Below are 19,603 nucleotides of genomic sequence, written 5' to 3' on the forward strand. Positions count from 1 at the left end.
TGCCGTCCTCCCAGGTCGCTCAGGTCTCTCAAATCCCTCAGATCTCTGAGGTCGATCGGGTCGCTCAGATCTCGATGCAGGTGCGCAGCGCGGTGCCGGTGCGCATCTGGTCGACGGCGTCGTTGACCTCGTCGAGCCGTACCCGGTGGGTGATCATGCCTTCGAGGTCGATCCGGCCGGCCCGCCACAGGGCGATGGCCCGCTCGTAGGAGCGCAACACGTCGGCGCCGCCGTACAGCGACGGCAGAATCCGCTTCTCGTCGAAGAACAGCTCGAACATATTGACCTGGAAGGTGTCGTCCAGGGCGCCCGCGCCGACGATGCACAGGGTGCCGCCGCGCCGGGTCATCTCGTAGGCGGTGCGGGCGGTGGCGGACTTGCCGACCACCTCGAAGACGTAGTCGAAGCCCTCCCCCGCGGTGATCCGGGCCTTGGCGTCGGCGAACTCCTCGGGGGCGAGTGCCTCGGTGGCGCCGAAGCGCAGCGCGGCCTCGCGGCGGGCGGCCACCGGGTCGACGGCGATGATCTGGGCCGCGCCACCGGCCCGCGCGCCCTGAATGGTGGCGATACCGACGCCGCCGCAGCCGATCACCGCGACCGAGGACCCGGCTTCCACCCGGGCGGTGTTGAGGGCCGCGCCGAGCCCGGTGGTGACACCGCAGCCGATCAGTGCGGCGATCTCGTACGGGACGTCGTCCGGGATCGGGACCGCGCAGTTGGCGGCGACGACGACCTCCTCGGCGAAGGTGCCGGTACCGGCGAAGCCGAAGACCTCCCCGCCGGCGCGCCGGAAGTTGGGTGTACCGGCGTTCAGGAAGCCCGCCAGGCACAGGTGGGTCTGGCCGCGCTTGCAGGACGCGCAGCTGCCGCAGGCGGGCAGCCAGCACATCAGCACCCGATCGCCCTGGTGGAGGCCGGTGACGCCGTCGCCGACGTCGAGGATCTCGCCGGCGCCCTCGTGCCCGGGGACGAAGGGGGCGGGCTGCGGCAGCACCCCGCTCATCGCGGAGAGGTCGGAGTGGCACAGTCCGGTCGCCCGTACCCGCATCCTGACCTTGCCGGGCCCGAAGCCCACCGCCTCGACGTCGTCGAGGACTTCGAGGGTTTCCTGTCCTGTCTCGTGCAGTACGGCTGCGCGCACGGTGCGGCTCCTCTTGTACGTACGTACGGACATGTGCGGGGTGGGATGAGGTGGGGGCGAACAGAGTGGGGTGAGGTGGGGGCGAGCAGAGTGGGGTGGCGGTCGTATGCGCCGGGTGCGTCAGGTGTGGTCGATGACGGTGTCGGCGAGGACCGGGGCGTCGTCGCGGTCGGCGGCGGTGACCGCCACCTGGATGCGGCCGGGCTCCGGTGCCTCGCGCCAGATCCGCAGGCGCAGCGTCTCGCCGGGGAAGACGACGCCCGCGAAGCGGGTGGTGTACGCGCGGACGCGGGAGACGTCGCCGCCCAGCGCCAGGTCGACGACGGCCTTGAGGGTGACGCCGTACGAGCACAGACCGTGCAGGATCGGCCGGTCGAAGCCGGCGAGCCGGGCGAAGTCCGGGTCGGCGTGCAACGGGTTCCAGTCGCCGGAGAGGCGGTAGAGCAGCGCCTGGTCCTCACGCAGGTACCGCTCGGCGGTCAGGTCGGGGGCGCGCGAGGGGAGTTCGAGGCGTGTGGCGGGGCCGCGCGCACCGCCGAAGCCGCCCTCGCCGCGCACGAAGATCTGGGTGTCGCAGGTCCACAGCGGACCGTCCTGGTCGGCGACTTCGGAACGGAGCACGATGACGGCGGCGTTGCTCCGGGTGTGCCCCTTGTCGTAGACGGCGGGGACGGTGGAGGTCTGGGTGGCGCGGCCGCTCACCGGGAGCGGGCGGTGCACGGTGACGCTCTGGCCGCCGTGCAGGACGGCGGCCAGCTCGACGTCGATGCCGGGGGCGGAGAGCCCGCCGGCCAGCGCCATACCGCCGCCCGCGACGGTGGCGAAGCTGGGCAGTACGTGCAGCGCGCGCTCCAGGGTGTAGCGCAGTTCGCCGGGGTCGGTGGCGGGGTGCGGTTTCTCCGGGGTGGCCGCGCCGGCGCCGATGCCCAGGTGGTAGAGCTGGACGTCCTTGTGGTCCCAGGCGAGTTCGGTGGTCCGCGGCTCGGCGGAGGTGGCCTTGGCGGCGTCGATGGGCATGGGGCGGTCGCTCCTTCACCACGGTGTGAGACCCCGGCCCGGCCGTCCGCACCGTCGGCCGCGCCGGGGTCGTTTCTGGTCGGCCCGGCCGCGCCCCACACACACTTCTAGAACGCGTTCTAGCCGATGGCACTCATGTATAGCCGATCCGCCCGGCGCCCGGAAGTCCCCTGACACCATGTCAGATACGGGCTCCCGACAGGCACCATGACATTTGTCAGGGGTGATCGCATACATTCGCATCTGCCGCGGCCGGGTAACTCTGCGTAGCGTCGACAACATGACGACAACAGGCGTACGAGAGGCGGCCGGACCGGTGAGCCGCCCGCGGAGTGCGGGTGGCACGGCGGCGGTGGCGTTCTCCGGGGTCACCCGGAGTTACGGTGCGGTCCGCGCGGTGGACGGGCTGGATCTGACGATCGGCAGCGGCGAGACGGTGGCGCTGCTCGGCCGCAACGGCGCCGGGAAGTCCACCACCATCAGCATGCTGCTGGGGCTGCTGCCGCCCGGTTCGGGGACGGTGCGGCTGTTCGGCGAGGAGCCCCGGGCGGCGGTGCGGGCGGGCCGGGTGGGGGCCATGCTCCAGGACGGCAAGCCCATCCCGCGGGTCACCGTCCGCGAACTGGTCGCCTTCGTCGCCGCCACCTACCCCCGCCCCATGCGGGTGGCGGAGGCCCTGGAGCTGGCGGGCCTGGGGGCCTTCGCCGACCGCCGGGTGGACCGGCTGTCCGGCGGGCAGGCCCAGCGGGTCCGCTTCGCGGTGGCGCTGGCCGGCAACCCCGGACTGCTGGTGCTGGACGAGCCGACCGCGGCGCTGGACGTCGAGGCCCGGCGGACGTTCTGGCGCGCCATGCGGGCCTACGCGCGGCGCGGCAACACCCTCCTGTTCTCCACCCACTATCTGGAGGAGGCGGACGACAACGCCGACCGGATCGTGGTGATCGACCGCGGCCGGGTGACCGCGGACGGCAGCGGCGAGGAGATAAAGCGGCGGGCCGGCGGAGCGCTGGTCTCGTTCGAACTCGCGGGCGCGCCGGCCGGGCGGCTGCCGGAGCTGCCCGGGGTGACCGCGGTCGAGGTGCGCGGTGACCGCGCGCTGCTGCGCACCGCGGACTCCGACGCGACGGTCCTGGCGCTGGCCGGGCTCGGCCTCGTCCGCGGTCTGGAGGTCGCGCCCGCCAGCCTGGAGGACGCGTTCCTGCTGCTCACCGCCGCCCCGGCCGACGCCGGCGGCCCGTCCCCGGAGGAGACCGTCTGATGCTCGACTACATCCGCCTCGAAGTGCGCCGCACGCTGCGCGACAAGTCCTTCGTCCTCTTCGGTATCGGGATGCCGGTGCTGATGTATCTGCTGTTCACCCGCATCGCGGCCGGCCCCGGCGGCGCCGACGCGGAGTGGAAGGTCTCCGCGATGGTGGGGATGGCCGCGTACGGCGCGCTGGGCGCCGCGATCGGCACCGGCACCGGTGTCGCCGAGGACAAGAGCCTGGGCTGGCTGCGGCAGCTGCGGAGCACACCGCTGAGCCCGGCGCGGGTGGTGGTCGGCCGCGGGCTGACCGGTTCGGTCACGGTGCTGCCCGCCATCGTGTCGGTGCTGCTGGCGGGCGGGCTGGTCAACGGCGTCCGGATGCCGGTGTGGCAGTGGGCCGCGCTGATCGTGCTGCTGTGGATCGGCACCACGCCCTTCACCCTGCTCGGCCTCGGCAACGGCTACCGCCTCTCCTCGCAGGCCACCGGCCTGGTCAACACCGGCTGTCTGCTGCTGCTCTCGATAGTCGGCGGTCTGTGGTTCCCGGTGGCGGCGTTCCCCGACTGGCTGCGTTCGCTCGCCGTCTGGACGCCCGCCAACCGCTTCGCCGACCTCGGGCAGAGCGTCACGCACGGCAGCGCGCCGGGCGTCACCACCGTGGCGGTGCTGGCCGCGTGGCTGGCGCTGTTCGGCGGATACGCGGTGTACGCGTACCGTCGGGCCGCACGCACGGTGTGATGTACGAGGACAAGGACCGGGAAACGGCAGTGCGGAACACACGGGAACGGGGCTGCGCCAAGGGCCCCTGGGGCAGGGGTGCCCGGGGCGGCGCGGACGACGGTCCGGGCGAGCCGGGGTGGCCGGAGCCGGAGCCCGGCAAGGGGCCGGGCCGGTACACCTTCCTGCCCTGGCTGCTGCTGGGCCTGGGCGCGTTCTCCCACATCATCCAGGGGAGGTCGGGCAACCCCTGGCTGGCCGGCGCCGCTCTCCTCGCCTTCAACTCCCTCTACATCAGCGTCGTCTTCGCCTCCTTCGACCCCCGGCGACGCGACACCCGGTATCCGCTCTACGCCCTGGGCGCGCTGACCGTGCTCACCTACGCCGTCGCGCTCGGTTTCGGCGGCACCTGGTTCCTGTTCTTCCCGCTGCTGTCGCTGGCCTCCGGCACGGTGCGGGCCCTGCGCGGCAAGAAGCTCGGCCTGTGGCTGATCGCGCTCAGTTGCTCGGCCGGGGTTCTGGCGGGCCTGCGCGGTGACGAGCCCTGGGGCTCGTTCGGCGTCGGGTACGGCACCTTCCTGTCCGGCATGGTGACGGCGACGGTCCTGAGCCTGTTCGACACCATCAACGAGCTGAAGGCCACCCGGCAGGAGCTGGCCCGCAGCGCCGTGGAGAAGGAGCGGCTGCGGTTCTCCCGCGATCTGCACGATCTGCTGGGGCACACGCTGTCCGTGGTGGTGGTCAAGGCCGAGGCGGTCCGCCGGCTGGCGCCGCGCGATCTGGACAAGGCGCTCGCACAGGCCGCCGATATCGAGGCGGTCGGCCGGCAGGCGCTGACCGAGATCCGGGAGGCGGTCACCGGCTATCGCGAGGGCAGCCTCGCCACCGAGCTGGACCGGGCCCGTTCGGCGCTGGAGGCGGCCGGGATCGAACCGGTCGTGCGGCAGTCGGGGCCACCGCTGCCGCCGCAGGCCGGGGCGCTGCTGGGCTGGGTGGTCCGCGAGGGCGTCACCAACGCCGTCCGGCACAGCGGCGCGACCCGCTGCGAGATCGAGGTGCGCGCCGACGCCGAACGGGTCCGGCTGACGCTCACGGACGACGGCCGCGGCCCCGTCGGCACCGGTCCCGCTCCGGTCCCCGGCCAGGACGGGCGGCGTGGCCACGGTCCGCACTGGTACGCCGAGGACGGCCGGGGCGGCGCGGGGGCGGCGGACGGCGGGCCCGGTGCGCGGGGGGAGCACGGCGCGGGCCCGGTGGGCGGTACGGGTCTGAAGGGGCTGGCCGAACGGCTGGCCGTGGTGGGTGGCACGCTGACGAGCGGCCCCGACGGCCGGCACGGCTTCCGGGTCGTGGCCGAGCTGCCGGTGGACACGGTCGAGATGACGGATGTGGCGGAGGTGGCCAGGTGATCAAGCTCCTGTTGGCCGAGGACCAGGGAATGATGCGGGGCGCGCTGGCGCTGCTGCTCGACCTGGAGGAGGACATGGAGGTGGTGGCCCAGGTCCCGGCGGGCGATCAGATCGTCGACGCCGCCCTGGCGGCCCGGCCCGATGTCGCGCTGCTGGACATCGAGTTGCCCGGCCGCAGCGGTCTGGACGCCGCGGCCGATCTGCGCGACCGGCTGCCGTCCTGCAAGGTGCTGATCGTGACGACGTTCGGCCGGCCCGGCTATCTGCGGCGGGCGATGGAGGCGGGGGCGTCCGGGTTCCTGGTCAAGGACGGCCCGGTGGAGGATCTGGCGGCGGCGGTCCGGCGGGTGCTGGCCGGTGAGCGGGTCATCGACCCGGGGCTGGCCGCGGCGGCGCTGAGCGCCGGGCCCAATCCGCTCACCCCGCGCGAGCGCGATGTGCTCACCGCGGCGGTGGACGGTGCGACGGTCGCCGATATCGCCGGCAAGCTGCATCTGTCCCAGGCCACCGTCCGCAACTACCTCTCGGCGGCCATCGGCAAGACCGGCACCCGCAACCGCATGGAGGCGGTACGGGCCGCCCGCCGCAACGGCTGGCTGTAGCGGGCGGGGCGGCCCGTACCGGGGAGCGGGCGGGGCGGCGCCCCTGACCGGCCGCCCCACGACCTCAGTCGCCCCGCCGCCGTCCCCGGCCCCGTACGGGAAGCACCGTCGGCCCCCGCCCCCAACCGCGCGCCCCGTTCACCCGTGGGCGGCCTCCGCATGCCGCCGGGGCAGCGCGACGATCATCAGCAGGATGCTGCCCAGCAGCACCGCCGCGCCGACATGGAACGCCAGGCCGTAGCCGCCGGCCAGGGCCGCCGGGTCGTGGCCCCCGGCGATCCGGGAGGCGGCGACCGTGGACAGGACCGACAGGCCCAGCGCGCCGCCCATCTGGCGCGAGGTGTTCATCAGTCCCGCGACCAGGCCCTGGTCGGCGGGGTCGGCGCCGGACGTGGCGATGGAGGCGATCGGTGTCGCGGTCAGGCCCGCGCCGAGCGACATCAGGATGCCGGGGCCCAGGAGCGTGCCGAGGTAGCTGCCGTCGGCGCCCATGGTGCCCTGCCAGAGCATGCCGCACCCGGAGATCACCGCGCCCGTGACGGCCAGGGTCTTGGCGCCCAGGCGGTGCATGAGCCGTGGTGCGGCCTTCGAGCCCAGGACGATGCAGAGCGAGTGCGGGATGAAGGCCAGCCCGGCCTCCAGCGGCGAATAGGACAGCACGTTCTGCGTGTACAGGGAGAGGAAGTACCACATGGAGAACATCGCGGCGCCGGCCAGCACCATCGCCGCGTTCGCCGCGGAGACCGAGCGCAGCCGGAAGAGCCCCAGCGGCATCAGCGGCGCCTTGGTCCGGGCCTCGACGGCGATGAAGACCGCCACGACCACGAGCCCGGCGGCCAGCGGTACGAGCGCGGCCGCCGACACCCAGCCGTGGGTCTCGGTCTGCACGATGCCGTACGCCACCAGCGCGAGCCCGGCGGTCACCAGCAGCGCGCCGGGCACGTCCAGCCGCCGCCCGGTGCGCTGCCGGCTCTCGGTGAGCCACCGCGCCGCACCGGCCAGGACGAGCGCGCCGACCGGCACGTTGATCAGCAGCACCCAGCGCCAGGACAGGAACTCGGTGAGCACCCCGCCGACCAGGCCGCCCACCGCGCCGCCGCCCGCACCGACCGCCGTCCAGGTGGCTATCGCCCGGGTCCTGGCCGCGCCCGCCGGGAAGGACGTGGTCAGGATCGTGAGGGTGGCCGGGGAGAGCACGGCCGCGCCGACGCCCTGGACGGTGCGGGCCGCGATCAGCTGCCAGGGCTCCTGCGCCAGCCCGCCGCCCAGGCTCGCGACCGTGAAGAGCGCCAGGCCGACGACGAAGATCCGCTTGCGGCCGAAGAGGTCCGCGGCCCGGCCACCGAGCAGCATGAACCCGGCGAAGGTGATGACATAGGCGTTGACGATCCACTGGAGGCCCAGTTCGCTCAGGCCGAGCCCGGACCGCATGGCGGGCAGCGCCACATTCACGACGGAGACGTCCAGGACGACGAGGAACTGCCCGGCGCAGACCAGCAGCATCACCAGCCACGCCGGGGCGGCCGAGCGGTTCAGGGTTCCGGGCGGCGTGGTGGTCCGGGCAGTCGGCAGCATGCCGCCCATGCTCGCATTTATCTGATGAACGGCGCATCGGCATATCGGGGTACTCGGCGCACCGGACCTCCGTCGCGAGACCCGGGACCTGCGCCGGAGGCCCGGTCGGCCCCCGTCAGCGGCACCCCGGGGCGGGGCGCCGCCGGCGTGCGGCAACTCCCCGCCCGCACACCGCACTTGACACCGGCCGGCACCGGCGTCAGATGCGCAGCAGGGTCACCACCGCGGCACCGCCCAGGCCGATGTTGTGCGCCAGTCCGACCCGGGCCCCGGCGACCTGCCGCTCCCCCGCCGTACCGCGCAGCTGCCACACCAGCTCGGCGGCCTGCGCGAGCCCGGTCGCGCCCAGCGGATGCCCCTTGGAGATCAGCCCGCCGGACGGGTTGACCACCCAGCGCCCGCCGTAGGTGGTGGCGCCGTCGGCGACCAGCTTCCCGGACTCCCCGTCCGCGCACATGCCCAGCGCCTCGTACGTCAGCAGTTCGTTGACGGAGAAGCAGTCGTGCAGCTCGATGACGTCCACGTCCTCGATGCCGAGCCCGCTCGCCGCGTAGACCTGCCGGGCCGCGGCCCGCGACATCGGCTTGCCGACCACGTCGATGCAGGAACCGGCGGCGAAGCTCTCCTCGGTGTCGGTCACCATGGCCTGGGCGGCGATCTCCACCGCCCGGTCCGCCAGCCCGTGGGCGCGTACGAACCGTTCGGAGGCGACGACGGCCGCGGCCGCGCCGTCCGAGGTCGGGGAGGACTGGAGCTTGGTCAGCGGCCGGTGGACGGTCCTGGACTCCAGGATCTCCGCGACCGAATAGACGTCCCGGAACTGGGCGTAGGGGTTGTGTGCGGAGTGCCGGTGGTTCTTGGCGCCGACCGCGGCGAGCTGTTCCTCGGTGGTGCCGTACCGCGCCATGTGCTCGCGGGCGGCGTTGCCGAAGATCTGGGCGGTGGGCGGGGTCTTCGCGAAACCGTGCCCGGCGGCCATCACGCCGTAGTGCCGGGCGACCGGGGAGGCGTGGAAGTCGCCGGAGTCCGCGCCGGCGCCCAGCGCGCCCCGTTTCATCTTCTCGAAGCCGAGCGCCAGCACGCAGTCGTTGATGCCCGCCGCGACGAACTGGCGGGCCATCATCAGCGCGGTCGCGCCGGTCGCGCAGTTGTTGTTGACGTTGTAGACGGGGATGCCGGTCAGCCCCAGTTCGTACACCGCCCGCTGACCGGCCGTCGATGCCTGGTGGCAGTAGCCGACCGGCACCTGTTCGACGGCCTCGTAGCCGATCCCGGCGTCGGCGAGCGCCTTGGTGCCCGCCTCCTTCGCCATGTCCCAGTACTGCCACTCGCGGGTCTCGGGCTTCTCGAACTTCGTCATCCCGACGCCGACGAGGTACGCCTTGCCAGTCATACGTGTCCTTCCGTGGACTCGGTCGAGGGGTCGGCCCGGGGAGCTCAGCCGAGGGGGCGGGGCTCCGGGTCGCGTGGCAGGCCGAGCAGCCGTTCCGCGACGACGTTCAGCTGTACCTGGGTGGTCCCGCCGGCGATGGTCAGGCAGCGCGACATCAGGAAGCCGTGCAGTGCCCGCTCACCGGCGCCCTCGCGCACCGCGCCACCCGGGCCGAGCAGTTCGAGGGCCAGTTCGGCGGCCTTCTGCTGATACCTGGTCTGGACGAGCTTGCGGATACTGGCACCGGCGCCCGGTTCCCGGCCGGCGACCTGCTGGAGGGTGCCGCGCAGCCCGATGCAGCCCAGCGCGTGCGCCTCGGCGGCCAGTGCGCCCACTCTCGCGCGCACCGCGCCGTCCAGCTCCGCGGAGCGTTCGATGAGCGTCTGCAGACCGGTGTCGAAGGTCAGCTGGTCGGCCATGTGGACGCGTTCGTTGCCCAGCGTGGTGCGGGCGACCCGCCAGCCGTCGCCGACCGCGCCGACGACCGCGTCGGCGGGCAGCAGCACATCGTCGAAGTAGACCTCGTTGAAGAGGGCGTCGCCGGTGATCTCCGTCAGCGGGCGGATGTCGATACCGGGGCTCGCCATGTCGACGAGGAAGAAGGTCAGGCCGCGGTGCCTGGGCGCGTCCGGGTCCGTACGGGCGAGCAGGATGCCGTGGCCGGCCCACTGGGCCGCCGAGGTCCACACCTTCTGGCCGTTGATCCGCCAGCCGTCGTCGGTCCGTTCGGCGCGGGTGCGCAGCGACGCCAGGTCCGAACCGGCCTCCGGTTCGGAGAACAGCTGGCACCACAGCAGATCGCCGCGGAGCGTCGGCGGCAGATACCGCTCCTGCTGCGCCTGGGTGCCGTGCGCGAGAAGTGAGGGGACGACCCAGGCGGCGATGCCCGGTCCGGCGATCTCGACCCCGGCGGCCGCCAGTTCCTGCTGGACGGCGAGCTGGTGGACGGGGCCGGCGCCCAGTCCGTAGGGCTCGGGGAGGTGCGGGGCGGCGTAGCCGGTGGGGGCCAGCGCGCGGCGGGCGGCCGCCGGGTCCAGACCGCGTACGCCGTCGATGACGGTACGGGCCCGCGTACGGTACCCGGCCGCCGCGGCGGGCAGGTCGAGCCGCAGTTCGCGGCGGGCGCCCCCGGCGGCGTACCGGGCGGCGCGCAGCCGGTGGGTGTCACCGCCGCCGAGCAGCTGGCGGACCACGGTCGCCCGCCGCAGATGGAGATGGGCGTCGTGCTCCCAGGTGAAGCCGATGCCGCCGAGGATCTGGATGCAGTCCTTGGCGCAGTCGAGGGCGGCGTCCAGGGCGGTCGCGGTGGCCAGCGCGGCGACCAGACCGCGGACCTCGGGGGGCTCGTCGACGGCGCGGGCCGCGTCCCAGACCAGGGCGCGGGCCTGTTCGCAGCGGACGAGCATCTCGGCGCAGAGGTGTTTGACCGCCTGGAACTGGCCGATCGGGCGGCCGAACTGCCGGCGCGTCGCGGCGTGTTCGGCGGCGGTGTGCAGCGCCCAGGCGGCGGTGCCGCAGCCCTCGGCGGCGAACAGCACCCCGGCCAGATCGCGGACGAGGGCGCCGTCCACGGTCAGCAGCCGCCCGGCGGGTACCGGGACGCCGTCGGCGCGCACCTCGGCGGTGGGCCGGGTCGGGTCGGCGCTCTCCTGGACCCGTACGGCCAGGGTGGCGGCGTCGGCCGCGAGCCAGACGGTACCGGTGGCCGTCTCGGCGGCGAGTACGAGCAGGTCCGCGTCGCCGCCGGCCAGGACGGGCGGTGCGGTGCCGTCCAGTACATAGCCGTCGGCGCTCTCGACGGCGGTGAGCGATCCCGGGCCGAGCGCGACGGCGCCGATGCGCTCCCCGGTGGCCAGGGCGCGGGCCAGGGCCGGGGCGCCGCCGCGGTGGAGCAGTCCGGCCGCGAGGGCGCCGGGCAGGAAGGGGCCGGGGAACGCGGCCCGGCCCAGTTCCTCCAGGACGACGGCCAGGTCCAGGAGTTCACCGCCGCCCCCGCCCGCGGCCTCGGGCAGATGCAGTCCGAGCAGGCCCTGAGCTGCCAAGAGGTCCCAGTAGGCGGGCCGTCCGGGCCGGCCGGGCGCGGTGTCGAGCAGCTCGCGCAGCGCTTCGGGCGGTACGGTCCGCGCGGCCCAGCCGCGGGTCGCCTCGGCCAGGTCGCGTTGCTCTTGCGTGATTCCGATGCCCATGGCGGGCAGACTAGAACACGTTTCAATCCGGCGGAAGGCCGACCGCCGGACGGGGACGATCGGCCCCTTTGTTCCTGTTCTCCGGGAAAAGATCCGGATGCGTTCCGGAAACGGTCCGGCGAATTCCGCCACCGTCCCCGATTCCTTCTCCCACCGCTCCCCGCAAGCGAATTCACCGCTTTCGGGAAGCGCGGAAGCGGTAAGGGATCCACGGCCGCGGGCGGCGCCGCGGCACGAAATGCGCACCGCCGTTCCGATACCGGAATACGCCCGGACCGGCCCGACCGGCACGGGAGTCCGCCGGGGCACCGCCCACCCGCACACCGCCCGTCCGGCCGCGTACGGCACCATGAGCCACCGGACCGCGGCCGGCCGCACCGCGGCGGCGCCCGGCCCCGCATCCGCCGGACCGCACGACACAGGAGGAAGCCCATGACCGCTCGTACGGCGCCCGCAGTTCCGCGGCCGGAGATTCTCGCCGCGTTCGAGGCGGCGAAGGGCTTCATGCCCGTGGACGAGGGCCTCGCCCTGTACGCGGCCGCCACCGAGGCGGCGGCTCTGGGCCTGCCCCTGGTGGAGGTCGGCACCTACTGTGGCCGCTCCACGATCCTGCTCGCGGACGCCGCGCGCGGTGCGGGAGTGATGGCCGTGACCGTCGATCACCACCGGGGCAGCGAGGAGCAGCAGCCGGGCTGGGAGTACCACGACCCGGCGGTCGTCGACCCCGAGGTCGGCGAGATGGACACGCTGCCCACCTTCCGCCGCACCCTGCACGCGGCCGGTCTGGAGGACCATGTGCTCGCCCTGGTGGGCCGGTCGCCGCGGGCCGCGGCGCTCTGGCGGGCACCGGTGGGGCTGGTGTTCATCGACGGCGGGCACACCGACGAGCACGCCACCGCCGACTACGAGGGCTGGACCCCGTATCTCGCGCCGGGCGGCCTGCTGGTCATCCACGACGTGTTCGCCGATCCGGCCGACGGCGGCCAGGCCCCGTACCGCATCTACCGCAGGGCGCTGGCGTCCGGCGCCTTCACGGAGGTCTCGGCCCATGGCTCGCTGCACGTACTGCGGCGCAGCGGTGCCCGCGGCTGAGCCGGGCTACGATCGCCGACGTGTCGAACGGCAGTACATTCCCCCCGCACCGCCGCCCGCGCGGCACCCTGCTCGCCGCCCTGGCCGCCCTGGTGGCCGTCGCTCTCGCGGGCTGGCTGATCTGGCGGGCGCAGGGCGGTGAGCCGCCGCGGGCGGGCTCGCCCGCGGCCGGTGGCGCACCGACCGGCGGCGCGGAACCGGCCGGCGGCGGCACCCCGCCCCCGGAGCAAAAGGGCGGCGGCACGGAGCCGCCGGGCGCCCTCCGGGGCAAAGTCGTCGTCCTCGACCCCGGCCACAATCCGCGCAACCGCGAGCACGGCCACGAGATCGCCCGGCAGGTGGAGATCGGCACCGACCGCAAGGAGTGCGACACCACCGGCACCGCCACGAACGACGGTTACGCCGAGGCGTCCTTCACCCTGGACGTCGCCCGCCGGGCCCGCACCCTCCTTCAGGAGCGAGGCGCCACGGTGGTGTTCACCCAGGACGGCGACCGCCCGTACGGCCCGTGCGTGGACGAACGCGCCGCCATCGGGAACACCGCGCACGCCGACGCCGCGGTCTCCGTGCACGCCGACGGCTCGGCCGCCGGCAACCGCGGCTTCCATGTCATCCTCCCCGAGCGCGTCCGGGCGGGCGCGGCCGACACCGCCGCGATCGTGGCGCCCTCCCGCGCACTGGGCGAGCGGCTGGTGAGCCGGTTCGCGACGGCGACCGGAAGCGCACCGTCCAATTACCTCGGCGGCGGTACGGGACTCGATCCGCGGTCCGATCTCGGCGGTCTCAATCTTTCGAAGGTGCCGAAGGTGTTCATCGAGTGCGGCAATATGCGTGATCCGAAGGACGCCGCGCAATTGACCGACGCTCAGTGGCGGCAAAAGGCGGCGCGCGGGATCACCGAGGGCATTACGGACTTCTTGACGCGCTGACCTCGGCCGCTGTTACCGCCGCCGATAGCGCGTCGATACCCGGAAGACGGCCCGCCGGATTCGGCGAAGGTTCCCCCTTTACGATGGGGGGCCGCCGTGCCCCTACCGCGCACATCAGCCACAGCGTCAACAACAGCCACAGCAACGACCAGAATCCCGAACCGGCAAAGGACCCTTACGTGAACATCCGCTCCCTCACTAGAGGCGACGGCGTGGTGATCGGAGCAGCGGTGGTGCTGTTCATCGCCTCGTTCCTCGGCCTCTACTCGACCGGCACCACCGAGTGCGCCGGCAAGTACTGCCCGTCGATCGCCGCCCCGAACGCCTGGGACGCCCTGCCCCTGCTGATGAGCGTGTATCTGGCGGGCGTGATCGCGGCCGCGCTGATCGTCGTCGCCCGCGCGCTGCCGCAGCCCCGCAAGGTCGCCGGCTTCGAGCTGGGCCAGGTCGGCGCCACCCTGGCCGTCTTCGTCGCCTGGAACGCGTTCTGGTGGATCGTCAACAGCAGCGGCGCGTCCGGTGGCCTGATCCTCGGTCTGATCGCCGCCCTCGTCCTGGCGGGCGCGGCGGTGGCCACCCCGCTGGTGCCCGCGCTCGGCGTCCCCCTGCTCGGCGCGCCCAAGCCGCAGGCCCCGTCCCCGTACGGCGCGGGTCCGGCCACGGGCTACGGCTACCCCGGCGCGCAGCAGGGCGGCTACGGCTACCCGGGCGGCCAGCAGGTCCAGCCCGGCCAGCCGGTCTACGGCGGCCCGCAGGCGCCCGCCGACGCCACGGCCGGCGGTCAGCAGGCCGCACCCGTGGAGTTCGCGCCGTTCTGGTTCGCGGTGCCCGTCGCGCGCCCGCTGTACGCCGAGGACGGTTCGCCGACGCCGATCGCCGAGCTGGCGCCCGGCACCTGGTACCTCGCCGTGGAGCAGCGCGGCCCGGCCCTGATCGCGCAGACCCAGGACGGCCGGCGCGGGGTGCTCCAGGACACCACCGGCATCCAGCGCGGCTGACGCCGCACGCCCAGCGGTCCTTTCCCGGCCCCCCGCCCCCGCGGGCGGGGGGCCGTTGCGCTGTCCGCGGCCGGGCCGTACAGTTCCCGGACCGCGCCCGCCTGACGCTCCGTCAGCTGCGTCGCCCGGCGGCGGCGCACCGACGGAGAGGGGCGGGCATGCGACTCGGGCTGGCACTGGGCTACTGGGGCCGCGGCCCCGACCCCCGGCATCTCGCCCTCGCCCGCGAGGCCGAGCGGCTGGGCTACGACTCGGTGTGGACCGCGGAGGCATGGGGCTCGGACGCGTTCACCGCACTCACCTGGATCGCCGCCCACACCTCCCGGATCAAACTGGGCACCGGTATCGCGCAGATGGCCGCCCGCACCCCCACCGCCACCGCGATGCACGCGCTCACCCTCGACCATCTCTCCGGCGGCCGCATGCTGCTGGGCCTGGGGCTGTCCGGTCCGCAGGTCGTCGAGGGGTGGTACGGCCGGCCGTTCCCCAAGAGCCCGCTGACCGCGACCCGCGAGTACGTGGACGTGATCCGCCAGGTCCTGCGCAGGGAGGGGCCGGTGGTGACGGACGGCCGCTTCCACGCCCACCCCTACCGCGGCGCGGACGGCACCGGGCTGGGCAAACCGCTCCGGTCCATCACCCACCCGCTGCGCGCCGCGCTGCCCATCCTGCTGGGCGCCGAGGGCTCCAAGAACATCGCCCAGACGACCCGGATCGCGGACGGCTGGCTGCCGCTGTACTGGTCGCCGATGCGTACCGGCATCCACCGGGCGTCCCTGGCCGACGCCCCGGCCGGTTTCCTGATCGCCCCGCTGGTCCGCGCGGTGGTCTGCGACGACATCGCCGAGGGACTGCTGCCGGTCAAGGCGATGCTCGGCTTCTATATCGGCGGGATGGGGCACGCGGCCCATAATTTCCACGCCGATCTGATGGCCCGTATGGGCTTCGAGGCGGCGGCCCGGCGGGTGCAGGAGCTGTTCCTCCAAGGCCGCAAGGAAGAGGCGGTGCTCGCCGTACCGGACGCCTTCGCCGATGAGATCTCGCTGGTCGGCCCGCGCGAACGGATCGCGGAGCGGCTGGAGTTGTGGCGCGCGGGCCCGGTCACCGACCTGCTGGTCACCGCCCCCGACCCGGACACCCTGCGGGTGCTCGCCGAACTGACCACCTGACGGGGCCGGGCCCCCGTGCCCGCCCCCGTCACGGGCCGTACGGCCCCGGCACCTCATCCGAAGGACATCTCCGCCAGCCACTCGTCCAGCAGCGCACGCTCCCCCAGCACCTCGACCCGGTCACTGTCGGCCGGCAGCCTGCGGTAGAAGACGGCCAGCAGGTCGGTGAGCGGGCCGCGCAGCGCGACCGCGGCCTTCTCGTGGGCGCGGCGGTGGGTGATCGCCCGGCCCGTCAGGTCGATGAACCATTCGGCGTTCAGCTCGGGCGGGGTGTCCGTGGCGTGCAGATGGATACTGCGGCCGGGGCCGAGCAGCCGCGCGCCGCCTTCCGCGGCCATGGGCAGGGCGCACAACTGGAGCCACTCCTCCAGGCAGTCGGCGGCGACCTCGGGCGGTACGTCGAAGGCGGCGCCCGAGGTGAGCGCCGCATCGGCCCGGTGGATCACCGTCTCGTGGGCCATCCGCCGCGCCCAGAACGCCGCGGTGCGCACCGGCGCCCAGCTCCACACGGCCGCGTCCGGACCGGCCTCGCGCAGGGCCCGCACGGTCCCCTCGGCGCCCTCCGCCAGCCAGGCGTCCAGGGCCGCCGGATCGTCCCCCGCGGGCCCCGCGGCACCGGGAATGTCCGCCTCGTCGACGTTCTCGGTGGCGCGGGTGGCGACCAGCGTCCCGACCCAGCGGTGGGCGGCGCCCACATGCCGGGCGAGCGCGGCGAGCGACCAGTCCGGGCAGGTCGGTACGGTTGCGGCGAGATCGGCGCCGCGCAGCGCGGACCGGAACCGCTCCGTCTCGGCGAGGACTTCGGCGCAGTAGCGCTCATGGGTGAGCGAACCTTGAAGAGTCATGGGCCGCACCCTAAGCCTCGATCCACCGACAGGCATCGAGAGTGACCTTTCAGGGGCTTGTGCCATGGGTTGTTGATCTGCCGGTCGTTTGCGGGCAGGGGGTATTCGCTGGTCTGCCCAGCGTTTTCACGAGTTCGGCTCCGGTTGGGCCCTGGCGGGCGGGTGGACGATGAATCAGGCTGTTTCGGGTGGAGCGCGGACGGTGTCGAACAACTGGGTCCAGGCGCCTTGCCATGGCCATCGCTGGGGCAGGTGAAGCGTGAGGCGCCGCCCGAACCGCGCGATCCGGGCGGAGGCATGGATCAGGTGGCCGTGGAGGGTGGCGGTGCCGGCCTTGGCGTGGAAGACGGAAGCCAACGTACCTGCGGCGCATAGTCGGCTCGTCGAACACGGCGCGGACCGCCACGGGCGTATGAGAAACCCGCATCTCGGAAGTGCCTTGCCGACCGTGCGTGCTGGAAGCCTCAAGAGCTCCCATCATCACAGGCCACAAGGCACTTCTCTGTTTTCCCGGACGCTATCCACAGACAACGAACCGGTGGATCGAAGCTCAGACAGTGGCGATCGGCGTAATGAGCACTGACTGCTCTGCCACTGATGGGCCGGACACGCAAATGCCCGTACCCCCTGCGGGGTACGGGCTTCGCTACGCGATGCACTGGATAGAGCAGTCGCGGGTACCGTTCCTAACAACGCCAGTCATTCAGAACGGAGTTGAATCGAGTATGCCTCAGAGTACCGACAACAGCACGTCTGTGATCGGCACCAGCCCGAAGCTGAAGCCCCGACTGCGCACTGCGCGTCAGTGGATGTACTCCCTCGACGAGCGGCCTGTCGAATGGGAACCGCCGGAGTTGCAGCCGATCAGGGGTACTGATCACGGACGCATCTTTGCTGTCGTTGACGGGTTCGATGCACAGGCGGCTGGAGACGAGAGGTCGTGAAATGGAGTGATTACAGCACTGGGGAGCGTATCAAGATCCTCCGGGGCAAGGAGATCACTCAGATCGATCTGGCCGAGATGACCGGGCTGTCCCTGGCCACGATCCAAAAACACGAGCAAAACAAGCGCATCAGTCTTGGAACGCTCACTCGCATTGCCGACGCTCTGCATACCAATATGTCCGTGCTCCTGGGGCAGTCCCAGGTCACGCATGGGCGAGAGGCTGCCGAGCGGGCGATGCTTCGCGATCTCTCCCACTCAGTTCACGCCGTCGCCATGGGTGATGTGCCGGACGAGGTGACGCCGGCGTCGGACACTGATCTTGTCGATATTGTCGACAGCGCATGGGAGATGTATTGGGACACGGAGTATGACGAATTGGGCGCCGTACTACCGAAGCTTCTGGCGACCGCTCGACAGTCCATCCACGCTGCGGCGGCCGGCGCGTCACAGAACGCCGTAGGAGCCATGTCTGAATCCTTCCAGATTGCAGCCTATCTAGCCAATCAGTTCGGAATGCGTGATCTTGCCTACGCGGCGATCAGCCACGCAAAGGGCTATGCCACTCAGTGCGGTGACGTGCTGCGTACCGCGAGGGTCGAGGCTGCTCGATCATGGATCTACCGTCGAGACCGGCGTGCTCCTGAGTCCCTCGATATCGCGCAGAAGGCTGCGGCGCTGGTGGAGCCGTCGTACTCGGAATCGACGCCTGAGCGGTTGACGGTGTACGGCAATCTGATGTCTCACTGTGCCGTAGCCGCTTCACGGTCGGGGAAGAAGGATCTCGCCATCGACTGCTTGTCACAGTCCCATGCGACTGCCGCGCGGCTGGGGCATGAGCACCAGGTCAGGGGCATCATGTTCGGCCCAGTGTCTGCCGCCACCAAGGCCCTCGATGTGAAGATCTACGTTGGTGACATCGGCCAGGCACTAGAACTGATCAAGACGGTTCGCGGCCTCGACCAATTGCGGCCGGCGGCTCGGCACCGCTACAGGTTGGATGTCGCACTGGCTCAAGCAGAAGCGTCGATGTGGGACGCCTCTCTCGACACTCTGCATGGCGTCGCCACCGCGGCGCCTCAGTGGGTACGTAATCAGGCGTTGGCGGCAGGGATCGTACAACGCGTTGGGAACGCCTCAACGGCCCGCCTACGGCAGGTTTCCGAACTGATCGGCGTTCGCCCCTACTTGTAACACCACTGGGTTGCGCTACGTCGGGTGGTACACCTCGTACCACCCGACGCACCGGCTGGATCGCGAAGTGGTACGGCATGGCGCTTCTTTCTATTGTGTGATCACAGCAGGCTTCTCTCCATGACGAACCGGACCGAGATCGCGGACGCGGCATCCGGCTACGGCCGGAGCCGTAAGCGGGTAGTCCTTTATGCCAACGTCTCTGACGGTGACCAGGACCGGATCAGTAGCGATCTGGCCGCCCACGCCACGGCTCGCGACTGGATCATCGCCGCCACTTGTATCGACGTCGGCCCTGTGGTCCTCCCGCCCCACCAGCGCCCCGGCTGGCGTGAAGCCGCGAGGCTGCTGGCCACCGACGAGGCGAACGGCGGCGCCGATGGCCTCATGGCCCGCAGCGCGGCGCAGATCGCCGACACGGAGCGGGAGCGCGAAGAGCTGCGGAACCAGTTGGACGAAGCGCACGCTTTCGCCGTCTTCCTCGATGACGAGCCGCGCACCCCGGTGCCGGCGGCGCGTGAGCCGTTCCGTGTCGGTGCGGCGGTTGTCGACACGAACCGCTCCAAGGTCGCGAAGATCCTTGCGGTCAACGGCGAATGCCTCGTACTGAGTCGTCCCGTGGGAGACCCCTGGGATGCCCTTGTGAACTGGTGTCGCCCGGCGACCTTCGGTGAGGCATTGAGCCTCACCGCCTTCCAGGAGACCGGAGTTGGCGAGCCGACGGAGATCACCCGTGACGCCCGAGCAGCGCCGCGTCGTCACCTACCTGACGTGCCTTGCGGCCCTGGCCTTCGTACTCGCCGTCGGCATCTCCGGCAGCCACCACGGCTGACGCCTCTACAGGGCCCCTCCACCACGCAGTACCGCGTTCGGCCCCGCCCCTGCGCCCTTTCCCGGCGCGCGGACGAGTGACAGTCCATCCGACAGCGTGAGGACCTCCCCATGACCACGCGCACACCCATGCAGCCCCTCGGACTGGGGCACTGGAAACACCCCCTTCTCGGCCACCGTGTGATCGACCACGCCCACGACGACCGCATCGGCATCCTCCGCGCCATCGCACCCGACATGAAGGTCAGCACCGGCCTCGTGATCAAGGTTCCCGA

General features: G+C 72.3%; 16 protein-coding genes. 10 read left to right on the forward strand and 6 right to left on the reverse strand.

The window, feature by feature from the left end; all coding sequences use genetic code 11:
- Window positions 1-64: 64 nt before the first annotated feature.
- Window positions 65-1,141 (reverse strand): alcohol dehydrogenase catalytic domain-containing protein, encoded by a 1,077-nt coding sequence (locus tag IH09_RS32590; RefSeq protein WP_052861157.1) that lies wholly within the window; start codon window positions 1,139-1,141, stop codon window positions 65-67.
- A gap of 120 nt (window positions 1,142-1,261) precedes the next feature.
- Entirely contained in the window at window positions 1,262-2,158 is an 897-nt protein-coding gene (locus IH09_RS32595; protein ID WP_052861158.1) for a MaoC/PaaZ C-terminal domain-containing protein, read from the reverse strand.
- Window positions 2,159-2,438: 280 nt separating this feature from the next.
- Here IH09_RS32595 and IH09_RS32600 point away from each other — a divergent pair, with 280 nt between their 5' ends.
- From IH09_RS32600 to IH09_RS32615, 4 genes are read left to right on the forward strand one after another with little or no spacing between them, the layout of a single operon-like run.
- The gene (locus tag IH09_RS32600) at window positions 2,439-3,416 is read left to right on the forward strand and encodes an ABC transporter ATP-binding protein (RefSeq protein WP_110952736.1); all 978 of its coding nucleotides are present in this window, start codon (window positions 2,439-2,441) and stop codon (window positions 3,414-3,416) included.
- Complete coding sequence (locus IH09_RS32605) at window positions 3,416-4,144, forward strand: ABC transporter permease (RefSeq protein ID WP_052861160.1); 729 nt, start codon at window positions 3,416-3,418, stop codon at window positions 4,142-4,144. The genes IH09_RS32600 and IH09_RS32605 overlap by 1 nt, the downstream gene beginning before the upstream one ends.
- Window positions 4,144-5,532: a histidine kinase gene (locus IH09_RS32610; RefSeq protein WP_052861161.1), complete on the forward strand. Its 1,389-nt coding sequence runs from the start codon at window positions 4,144-4,146 to the stop codon at window positions 5,530-5,532. Before IH09_RS32605 ends, IH09_RS32610 begins: the two co-directional genes overlap by 1 nt.
- Complete coding sequence (locus IH09_RS32615; protein ID WP_052861162.1) at window positions 5,529-6,134, forward strand: response regulator; 606 nt, start codon at window positions 5,529-5,531, stop codon at window positions 6,132-6,134. The genes IH09_RS32610 and IH09_RS32615 overlap by 4 nt, the downstream gene beginning before the upstream one ends.
- Window positions 6,135-6,272: 138 nt before the next feature.
- Here the strand turns inward: IH09_RS32615 and IH09_RS32620 are convergent, their stop codons facing one another.
- The 3 genes from IH09_RS32620 to IH09_RS32630 all read right to left on the reverse strand — a co-directional run bounded on the left by IH09_RS32620 (window position 6,273) and on the right by IH09_RS32630 (window position 11,327).
- Complete coding sequence (locus tag IH09_RS32620) at window positions 6,273-7,718, reverse strand: MFS transporter (RefSeq protein WP_052861163.1); 1,446 nt, start codon at window positions 7,716-7,718, stop codon at window positions 6,273-6,275.
- Window positions 7,719-7,908: 190 nt separating this feature from the next.
- Window positions 7,909-9,102, reverse strand: a complete 1,194-nt coding sequence (locus IH09_RS32625; protein ID WP_052861164.1) for a lipid-transfer protein — start codon at window positions 9,100-9,102, stop codon at window positions 7,909-7,911.
- Between the two features lie 44 nt (window positions 9,103-9,146).
- The gene (locus IH09_RS32630) at window positions 9,147-11,327 is read right to left on the reverse strand and encodes an acyl-CoA dehydrogenase (RefSeq protein WP_052861165.1); all 2,181 of its coding nucleotides are present in this window, start codon (window positions 11,325-11,327) and stop codon (window positions 9,147-9,149) included.
- 432 nt (window positions 11,328-11,759) lie between these two features.
- Between IH09_RS32630 and IH09_RS32640 the strand changes: the two genes are divergently transcribed.
- From IH09_RS32640 to IH09_RS32655, 4 genes are all read left to right on the forward strand, one after another.
- A complete protein-coding gene (locus IH09_RS32640; RefSeq protein ID WP_052861167.1) occupies window positions 11,760-12,419 on the forward strand; it encodes a class I SAM-dependent methyltransferase in 660 nt (219 codons plus the stop codon).
- Window positions 12,420-12,439: 20 nt separating this feature from the next.
- On the forward strand, window positions 12,440-13,348 hold the full coding sequence (locus IH09_RS32645; protein ID WP_052861168.1) for an N-acetylmuramoyl-L-alanine amidase: 909 nt from the start codon (window positions 12,440-12,442) through the stop codon (window positions 13,346-13,348).
- 179 nt (window positions 13,349-13,527) lie between these two features.
- Complete coding sequence (locus tag IH09_RS32650) at window positions 13,528-14,346, forward strand: DUF5336 domain-containing protein (RefSeq protein ID WP_052861169.1); 819 nt, start codon at window positions 13,528-13,530, stop codon at window positions 14,344-14,346.
- 158 nt (window positions 14,347-14,504) lie between these two features.
- Window positions 14,505-15,515, forward strand: a complete 1,011-nt coding sequence (locus IH09_RS32655) for an LLM class F420-dependent oxidoreductase (RefSeq protein WP_052861170.1) — start codon at window positions 14,505-14,507, stop codon at window positions 15,513-15,515.
- Window positions 15,516-15,568: 53 nt separating this feature from the next.
- Here the strand turns inward: IH09_RS32655 and IH09_RS32660 are convergent, their stop codons facing one another.
- Window positions 15,569-16,360, reverse strand: a complete 792-nt coding sequence (locus IH09_RS32660) for a maleylpyruvate isomerase family mycothiol-dependent enzyme (protein ID WP_052861171.1) — start codon at window positions 16,358-16,360, stop codon at window positions 15,569-15,571.
- A 940-nt stretch (window positions 16,361-17,300) separates the two neighbouring features.
- On the opposite strand from IH09_RS32660, the gene IH09_RS32670 reads away from it, so the two are divergent.
- A complete protein-coding gene (locus IH09_RS32670) occupies window positions 17,301-18,497 on the forward strand; it encodes a helix-turn-helix domain-containing protein (RefSeq protein ID WP_052861173.1) in 1,197 nt (398 codons plus the stop codon).
- A 120-nt stretch (window positions 18,498-18,617) separates the two neighbouring features.
- On the forward strand, window positions 18,618-19,409 hold the full coding sequence (locus tag IH09_RS32675; protein WP_190233478.1) for a hypothetical protein: 792 nt from the start codon (window positions 18,618-18,620) through the stop codon (window positions 19,407-19,409).
- Window positions 19,410-19,603: the final 194 nt, after the last annotated feature.

This window comes from Streptomyces celluloflavus, from assembly GCA_000720995.1.
Lineage (GTDB): Bacteria > Actinomycetota > Actinomycetes > Streptomycetales > Streptomycetaceae > Streptomyces > Streptomyces celluloflavus.